The organism is Paenibacillus sp. GbtcB18 (assembly GCF_019091125.1).
Classification (GTDB): Bacteria; Bacillota; Bacilli; order Paenibacillales; family NBRC-103111; genus Paenibacillus_F; species Paenibacillus_F chitinolyticus.
In genome coordinates this window covers 1-228 of record NZ_JAGXJX010001031.1, presented here as the reverse complement: position 1 = coordinate 228, position 228 = coordinate 1, and the positions used below count along the sequence as shown (strand labels likewise).

Below are 228 nucleotides of genomic sequence, written 5' to 3'. Positions count from 1 at the left end.
TGGAAAGCTACGAATTCGAAGCGTACGAATCCGTTTCTTTCGACACGCCGGATAACAAGCTGCCTCTGGGAGCTCCCGATGTAACGGACAAAACGCTTGCCGCTCATTTCAAGAACGCCAAGCATTTCTTCGAGGGCGAAGGGAAAAGCAAGCTGAGGGCGGAGCTCGAGGGCAGACTGAACGATCCGGGGGCACAGTTCGTAGAAACCGGCGTAGCGATGCTGAAGG

1 protein-coding gene is annotated in these 228 nt (G+C 55.3%); it reads left to right on the top strand.

The window, feature by feature from the left end:
• Positions 1–228: hypothetical protein (locus KVT34_RS31565; protein WP_217563424.1), on the top strand; the 228-nt coding region annotated here is incomplete at both ends.